Consider the following 8,241-nt stretch of genomic DNA (forward strand, 5'->3'; position numbering starts at 1 on the left):
CCCTCTCCTCCATTCTTCCGCAGGCCTGCATGTCATCGACCGGGACGTCGTCTCCCCACTCGTCCATCTCCGCCACCGCCGAGTCGCTGATCGACGCTGCGCGGCATGCGCTCGCGCTGCACGGCGCAAGCGCGCTGAGCGTGCGCCGGCTGGCCGCGGCCGGCGGGGTCACGCCGGCCACGTTGAGTTACCACCTCGGCACCAAGGCGCGGATCGTCCGGACGCTGATCGAGGCCGAATGCCGGCTCGACCAGGCGCGCCACCAGGCCTGGCTGTCGCGTCTGGCCCACCTGCGGTGGTTCGACCCGGCGGCGCTGGCGGCGAGCGTCGAGCTGTACCTGGACGATGCCGCCACCCCCGAAACCGCTGGCGGCGCGCGCCTCACCAGCCTGATCTGGGCCGACCTGGCGCTGCGTGCGCACGTCGATGCCGACGTCGCCGCGATGTTGCGTCCGTGGCTGCAGGCGCGGCGGGCATTCTGGCGGCAACTGCTGGAGGGCCGCATCGACGAGGCCGACGCCTGGGCCGAAGTGCTGCTGGCCTACACCACCGACGAGGGCATCCACACCCTGGCCAATGGCAACCGCGTCGATTACCGACTGCTGCGACGGATGGCGATCGAGCGACTGGCGCAGCGGCTGGCGCCGTCCACGCGCGACGGCCTGACGCAAGCGGCCGTCTTCGACGCGCAGGTGCATCGGCTGGATCCGGCGATCGGCCTGCCCGGCCCCGAGGTGGCGTCGACGCTGCTGGCACCCGGTCGCAGGCGTGAGATCGCCAGCGCCGCCTGCGCGGTGATCCTGGAGGACGGCACCGAAGCGCTGACCCATCGCGCCGTCGGCGAACGCGCCGGCCTGCCCGCTTCGAGCGTGGCCTACCACTTCCGCAGCGGCGCCGACCTGCTGCGTGCCGGGCAGGAGATGGTCTACCTGGTGGCGCAGGATCGGGCACCGCCACCCGGCGAGGACTCGGCCGAGCGACGCTACGCCGTGGTCGTCCGCGGCACGCTGTCGATCGGCCTGGCCGCCGCGCGCGACCCATCGCTCGCGGCCCAGGCCATCGATCTGCGCCGGCTGCGCGGCGAGAACCTCTTCCCGCGCCTGCGCCGCGACGGGCTGGAGCGCCTCGAGCCGCTGGATGCGCAGGTCGTGGCATTGGTCGCCATCGGTGCCGGTGCGCTGGCGGGCATCGACGACGCGCTTCGGGCGCGTCGGCAACCGCTCGTGGACTGGCTGACCGCCGGGATCAAGGGCTGAACAATCGTATTGTCGAATCCGTTTACCTCCTCAATCCAGCACACCTGAAACTGTACAAACGTCATCACTCTGTATTGTTCCGCACCTAGATTCCCGGGCTTCCATCGTTGCCCCAGGGGTCTTCCGGCATGTCTCGTTCACCCAGGCGGTCCGCGCTGCGCCAAGCGCTGCTGTCCGCCATCGCGCTACTCGCATCCGCACAAGCGTCCGCACAGCCGCAGGACGCGCCCGCGCAACCCGCCACCGGCCGCGACGCGCCCACCGCGCTCGACGCCGTGGTGGTCACGGCGCAGAAACGCGAGCAGGCACTCAAGGATGTGCCGATCTCGATCGCCGCCGTCGATGGCGACGTGATCGAGCGGCAGAACTTCACCGACTTCGAGCGCCTGTCGACCCGCATTCCCGGCTTCTTCGTCCAGCAACAGACCGACAGCTCGGCCAGCTTCGTGATGCGCGGCATCGAGGCGGGCAACGCCGGCGCGGTGTCCGAGCCGAGCATCTCGTTCTTCCTCAACGACGTCGATACCAGCCGCTCGCGCGGCATGCTCAAGGAACTGTTCGACATCGAGCGCGTGGAAGTAGCCAAGGGCCCGCAGGGCACCCTGTACGGACGCGGCTCGCAGATCGGCGCGGTGGCGGTGCACACCCGCAAGGCCGACCCCAGCCACTGGGCCTCGTCGCTGGAAGGCCAGCTCGGCAACTACGGCCTGTACAGCCTCACCGGCGTGCTCAACGCGCCGGTCGTCGAGGACAGCCTGGGACTGCGCGTGGCCGTGCGCCGGCGCGAGCGCGACGGCTACGCCACCAACGTCGACGGCCGCAAGCTCAACGACGACGACCTGCTGGCTGCACGGGTCTCGATGCGCTGGGAAGCCTCGCCCGAACTGGGTGTCGACCTGATCGTCGACCACCAGACCGATGACGACACCGCGGTGATGACCAAGGCGATCAACGTGTCCTCCCCGGACGGCGATACCAGCCCGTTCACCGGCGCCACCCAGAATTTCTATGGTCCGCCGCAGGCCCGCCGCCAGACCGGCGTCACCCTGCTTGCCGACTGGTACGTGAGCCCGGCCTGGAGCGCACGCTCGATCAGCGCCTGGCGTGACGTGCGGTTCAGCGAATCCTGGGACATCGACGGCACCACCTACCCGTTCCTGATCGGACGCAACTTGGCCGACGACCAGAAGATCCTCAGCCAGGAGTTCCGCCTGGCCTACGACGACGGCAGACGCCTGCGCAGCACGTTCGGCCTGGGCTACTACAACGACCGGACCCACAACCTCAGCGAGATCGTGATCAACGAGCAGTACCTGCTGGCCGGCTTCCCGAACGCGACCACGCCGGTCACCCGATTTCCCGCGGGCGGGGGCGCCTCAATGCCGGTCACCGAGGGCGTGGCGACATTGAGCTCCACCCGCAACGATCGCGACAGCTGGTCGGCCTACGTCAACGTCGGCTACGACCTGACCCCGCGTTGGGTCCTCGACGCCGGCGTGCGCTACACCCGCGACAGCGCCACCATCCACAATGCCAGCTCGGTCTACACGGTCGACGGCGTGCAGCCGATCGCGATGCCCAACGGCCTGGGCAACTCGCTCGGCCAGGTCTTCGCCAACAGCGCCGACTACGGCCTGGTCCAGCCCCGGCTGGCCGTGACCTGGCGGGCGAGCGATGAGATCAATCTCTACGCCGGCGTCTCGCGCGGCCTGCGCGCCGGCTACCCGCAGACCACGTTCGCCGCGCCCGTGGACGGCGTGGCGCAACCCACCTTCGGGCGACTGGAGACCGAGGAGGTCCTCAACTACGAGATCGGCGCCAAAGGCACCGTGGGACCGGGCTTCTACTTCGAGGTCACCGGCTTCACCTATGACTACAAGGACTTCCAGACCCGCGCCGTCGATCTGACCGTGGGCACCGTGAACGCAGGACGCGCCTCCGCCTACGGCCTGGAAACCATGGCGACCTGGCAGGCCACCCAGGATCTCGCGCTGTCGGCCGCCTATGCCTACCTCAGCACCGAGTACGACGCGTTCCACGAAGTTGTCGGCGGCCAGCTGGTCGACCGCTCGGGCAACGTGTTCCGCATGGCGCCCCGCCACACCGCCTCGCTCAGTGCCGACTGGCGGCGCCCGCTCGCCGGCCAATGGGAGGTGTTCGCCAACGGCAACTACGCGTGGCGCTCCAAGTTCTACCTCAACAACGACAACCTCGAGACCGAGATGCAGGACGCGTTCGGCCTGGCCGACCTGCGGCTGGGCGTGGAGCGTTACGACGGTCTGCGCATCGAGGCCTATGCCGACAACCTATTCGACCGCGAATGGGTGCGCGACATCGGCAATGGCGGCAAGAGCTTCGGCCTGCCGACCTCGATCCGCGCCAACCCGCGCATGTACGGCATCCGCGTGCGGATGCAATGGTGAAGGAGACCATCGAAATGAAGCACCCCATGACGATGCCCGGCCCGCGCGCCTGCGGCCTGCTGCTGGCGGCGCTGGCCGCAGTGCCCGCGCTGGCAGGCGAGCGCCCGCTCGAAGACCGGAGGATCGACCAGTTGCAGGTCGTCGGCACCCACAACAGCTACAGCCAGCCGGCCGACCCGCGCGTGTTCGAGGTGATGGACCCGATCCTCGAGCCGATGCTCAAGGGCATGTTCGCGGGCATGCCCGATGCCGCCCGCGCGCGTTACGAAGACGAACACCCCAACCCGATGGACGACCTGCAGACCGGGCTGGCCTACATCCACCCGCCGATCGAGGCGCAACTGCGCGCGGGCCTGCGCAGCCTGGAATTCGACCTCAACGTGGACCATGCCGGCGGTCGATTCCTCTCGCCCCTGCCCTACCGGATGCTGCGCGAACAGGGCGCGCGCGATCTCGCCCCGCTCTATGCCGAGGCGCTGGCCGAGCCGGGCCTGAAGGTGCTGCATGCGGTGGACGTGGACTTCCGCAGCCATTGCCCGACGTTCCGGCTGTGCCTGCGCCAGCTGCGCGCGTGGTCGGACGCCAATCCCGGCCACACGCCGGTGTTCGTCCTGCTCGAACCCAAGTTCCAGAGCCTGGCAGCGCGCGCGCCCGGGGCGACGCCGCTGGACCCCTTCGATGCCCGCGCCTTCGCCGAGATGGACGCGACGATCGCCGACGTGCTGGGCCGCGAGCGCGTCATCGCCCCGGACGACGTGCGCGGCACGCATCCGACCCTGGAAGCCGCGGCGCTGGCCGGCGGCTGGCCGACGCTGGCGCAGGCACGCGGCAAGTTCGTGTTCCTGATGATCGTGCCCGGCCTGAACCTGGCCACGTTCGCGCCCTATCTGGAGAACGCACCGAACCTCGAAGGACGCCTTGCCTTCGTGCAGGGGCGCCCAGGGATGGCGCACGCCGCGTTCGTGATGATCGACAACGCGCTGACCCATGCCAATGAGATCCCGACCTTGGTGCGCAAGGGATATCTGGTCCGCACCCGCGCCGACATCGATACCGGCGAGGCACGCAGCGGCGACACCACCCGTCGCGATGCGGCGTTGGCCAGCGGCGCGCAGATCGTGTCCACCGACTATCCGTTCGCGCCGAACATCTTCGGCAACGCCTACGTGGTGCCGCCCTTCCCGGGCGGGGTACGCGCCAATCCCGTCGCCGATGGCGACCGCAAGCGCGGGCCCTGATGCGGGGTCCTCACGCCTGCTGCGGCGCCCCGATCGGGGGCGCCGGGACGCGACGCGGCCGGCTCGGAAATGCGTGGCGCAGGATCCGCCACGTCACCTGCCCGAACTGCCGCAGGAGCGAGCCGGTGTTGTAGGGCTGGCCGTAGCGCGCGCAGATTTCGCGCACCTCCACCGCCATCGCGCCGTAGCGGTGCGCCGGCACGTCGGGGTAGAAGTGGTGCTCGATCTGGTGGCTGAGGTTGCCCGTCAGCAGGTGCATCAGCCGGCCGCCGGCGATGTTCGACGAGCCGCGCAGCTGGCGCAGGTACCAGTGGCCACGGGTCTCCTGGCGCAGGCAGTCCTTCGGGAACACCTCGGCATCGGCGGTGAAGTGGCCGCAGAAGATCACCACGAACGTCCAGATGTTGCGCAGGCCGTTGGCGACCAGGTTGCCCAGCAGCACCGGCAGGAAGAAGGGGCCGGCCAGCGCCGGGAACACCACGTAATCCTTGAACAGCTGCCGGCCCATCTTGCGGCCGACCGGCGCGAAGTCGCGCGCGAGCTTGCCCTTGGGCATCTTGCCGGCGAACCAGCGGCCGAACTTCAGCTCCTGGATCGCCACGCCCCACTGGAAGTACAGCGCGAACACCGGCGCGATCAGCGGCTGCAGCAGATAGAACGGCTTCCAGCGCTGCTCGGGGAAGATCCGCAGCAGGCCGTAGCCGATGTCGTCGTCCATGCCGCGCACGTTGGTGTAAGTGTGGTGGCGGTAGTTGTGCGAGTGCCGCCAGTTGTCGCCGGTCGCAACGATGTCCCATTCGTAGCGCTGGCCCTCGAGCTGCGGATCGCCCATGAAGTCGTATTGGCCGTGCATCACGTTGTGCCCGACCTCCATGTTCTCCAGGATCTTGGCGAGCGCGAGCAGCAGCACGCCCGCCGGCCACGCCGCCCACAGCACCCACGGCACGAAGGCGCCGGCGACCGCGCCGAGCATCAGCAGCGCGCGCCCGGCCAGCCCCGTCCAGCGCACCGCGGCGACGACGCGGCGGATGTAGTCGGCATCGACCTTGCCCACCTGCGCCATCGTGCGCGTGTGCAGCGCGTCGAGTTCGGCGCCGAAGGCTTCGAGTTCCTGCGCCCCCAGGCGGCGGGCGTTCGTCTTGGACATGGGAGGACTCCGCAATTCTAGAGATCGAGCACGAGGTCGGTGACCGCGCTGCTCACGCACAGCTTCAGCGCCGCGGACGGCTCGTCGACGACGGCACCGGTGCGCAGGTCGCGCGTGCTGCCCGCGGGCTTGCCGCAGGCGCAGGTGTTGCAGATGCCCATGCGGCACCCCGAGCGCGGCTTCAGGCCTTCGGCCTCCAGCGCGGCGAGCAGGTTGTCGCCGCGCGGCAGCTGCAGGTCGCGCCCGCTGCGTGCCAGGTGGACCGAGACGATGCCGGTGTCGTCGACCGGCGGGCGCGGCGTCGGCGTGAATGCCTCGCTGCGCAGCAGGGGCACCTGCCCGTCCAGCAACGATTGCGCGGTCGCGACGAAGCCGCCGGGACCGCAAGCGTAGACCCGGCGCTGCGCGAGCCCCGGCACCAGCGCCTCGAGCAGCGCCGCGTCGATGCGCCCTCCGGCCTCGTCCGCGCTTGCCGGCGCCTCGCCGGTCAGCACGAAGCGCACGTCGAAACCGGCATGGCGCGCGGCCAGCGCCCGCAGTTCGTCGGCGAAACAGGCCTGCGCGCGGTGGCGCGCCCAGTACAGCAGCGTCACCGGCACCGGCATGCCCTGCCCGGCCAGTTGCCGGACCAGCGCCATCAGCGGCGTGATCCCGCTGCCGGCGGCCAGCAGCAGCCAAGCGCCCTGCGGCGACTCGGGCAGCACCAGATCGCCGAAGCCCGGCCCGATGTCGAACACGTCGCCGCGCCGTGCGCGCTCGAGCAGATGCCCGCTGACGCGGCCGCCGTCGACCCGTTTGACCGTGACCGTCAGCCGCCCGTCCACGCCGACCGGCGCGTCCAGGCTGTAGCTGCGCGTGGTGCGCACGCCGTCGATCTCGACGCCGAGGTTCACGTGCTGCCCGGGCCGCGCGCCGGTCCAGTGCCGGTTGGGCTGCAGCGTCAGCGTGACCGCGCCATCGGCGGCGGGGGCTCGGCCGACCACGCGCGCCAGCGGCCGCTCCCACGTCCACGTGGGATGCAGCCGGCGGGCCCAGAAATCGAACACGGGAGGCGCGACGAACGGCGCCGCGAGCCGGCGGAGCGGGCTGCGCGGACGGGATGCGAGGGGCGGGACGGCGGACATGGGGCGACTGTACAGGCATCCGCACAGGCGTGTATACACTTGTGCATTAATTGCGTTCAGCGCCCGGGTGGTTGGCCGCCCGGCCGGGCGTGCTGGCCGTCGCTGGTATGCTGGCGCTCCGCTCCACCTGGCCCTGCCCTTGACCGTCACCGCCCCCGCGCCCGTCGGCGACACCGCCGCTCCGGACGGTCAACCCGGCCGCAAGCCGACCATCGTCCGCGACGACCTGATCGCCGCGACGCTGCGCCTGATCGGTCCGCACCGCAGCGTCTCGACGCTCAGCCTGCGCGAGGTCGCCCGCGAAGCCGGCATCGCGCCCAACAGCTTCTACCGCCAGTTCCACGACATGGACGAGCTGGCCGTCGCGCTGATCGACCAGGCCGGCGAATCGCTGCGCCGCATCGTCGGCGACGCGCGCAAGCGCGCGGTCTCGGGCCGCAGCATCGTGCGCGGCTCGCTCGAGGCGTTCATGGAGCGCCTGCGCGCCGACGACAAGCTGCTGCACGTGCTGCTGCGCGAGGGCACCGTGGGCTCGGACGCGTTCAAGCGCGCCGTCGACCGGCAACTGCATTTCTTCGAGGACGAACTGCGCGCCGACCTGGTGCGCATCGCCGGCGCACAGGGCGAGGCCTTCCACGAGCCTGCGCTCGTCGCCCGCGCGATCACCCGGCTGGTGTTCGCGCTCGGCGGTACCGCGCTCGATTCCCCGCCCGAACGCGATGAGGCCCTGGTCGACGAACTCGCGCAGATGATCCGCATGCTGCTGCGCGGCGCAGCGGTCGTCGGCGCGGATCGCGCGGATCGCGGGAAACGCGCGTAGCGGGTAGCGGGTAGCGCGCGACGCGGAGCGTGCGGCACGCTTGGCTCCCTCCCCCGCATCGCGGGGGAGGGCTGGGGAGGGGGTGCTCTCTCCGGCAACGGCCCGTGCCCCCACCCGCCGCGCTTCGCGCGGCGACCTCCCCCGCAGGCGGAGGAGGTGTGGCTGCGATCGCGCGCGCGCTGCGTAGCCCGGCTCCCTCCCCCGCATCGCGGGGGAGGGCTGGGGTGGGGGCG

General features: G+C 70.7%; 6 protein-coding genes. 4 read left to right on the plus strand and 2 right to left on the minus strand.

Annotation, left to right across the window (positions count from 1 at the left end; genetic code table 11):
- Positions 1-29 precede the first annotated feature (29 nt).
- The 3 genes from WQ56_RS11710 (at position 30) to WQ56_RS11720 (ending at position 4,917) form a co-directional block, all read left to right on the plus strand.
- Positions 30-1,256 (plus strand): helix-turn-helix domain-containing protein, encoded by a 1,227-nt coding sequence (locus WQ56_RS11710; RefSeq protein WP_047137296.1) that lies wholly within the window; start codon positions 30-32, stop codon positions 1,254-1,256.
- A gap of 128 nt (positions 1,257-1,384) precedes the next feature.
- Positions 1,385-3,679 (plus strand): TonB-dependent receptor, encoded by a 2,295-nt coding sequence (locus WQ56_RS11715; protein WP_047137297.1) that lies wholly within the window; start codon positions 1,385-1,387, stop codon positions 3,677-3,679.
- Positions 3,680-3,693: 14 nt separating this feature from the next.
- The gene (locus tag WQ56_RS11720; protein WP_231583406.1) at positions 3,694-4,917 is read left to right on the plus strand and encodes a Ca2+-dependent phosphoinositide-specific phospholipase C; all 1,224 of its coding nucleotides are present in this window, start codon (positions 3,694-3,696) and stop codon (positions 4,915-4,917) included.
- A gap of 10 nt (positions 4,918-4,927) precedes the next feature.
- Here the strand turns inward: WQ56_RS11720 and WQ56_RS11725 are convergent, their stop codons facing one another.
- Both WQ56_RS11725 and WQ56_RS11730 read right to left on the minus strand, forming a co-directional pair.
- Entirely contained in the window at positions 4,928-6,064 is a 1,137-nt protein-coding gene (locus WQ56_RS11725) for an acyl-CoA desaturase (RefSeq protein WP_047137298.1), read from the minus strand.
- 17 nt (positions 6,065-6,081) lie between these two features.
- Positions 6,082-7,188, minus strand: a complete 1,107-nt coding sequence (locus WQ56_RS11730; RefSeq protein WP_047137299.1) for a ferredoxin reductase — start codon at positions 7,186-7,188, stop codon at positions 6,082-6,084.
- 139 nt (positions 7,189-7,327) lie between these two features.
- On the opposite strand from WQ56_RS11730, the gene fabR reads away from it, so the two are divergent.
- Positions 7,328-8,008, plus strand: coding sequence for an HTH-type transcriptional repressor FabR (gene fabR / locus WQ56_RS11735; protein WP_047137300.1), 681 nt, complete (start codon positions 7,328-7,330; stop codon positions 8,006-8,008).
- Positions 8,009-8,241 lie beyond the last annotated feature (233 nt).

The sequence above is a fragment of the Luteimonas sp. FCS-9 genome, from assembly GCF_001014645.1.
GTDB lineage: Bacteria > Pseudomonadota > Gammaproteobacteria > Xanthomonadales > Xanthomonadaceae > Luteimonas.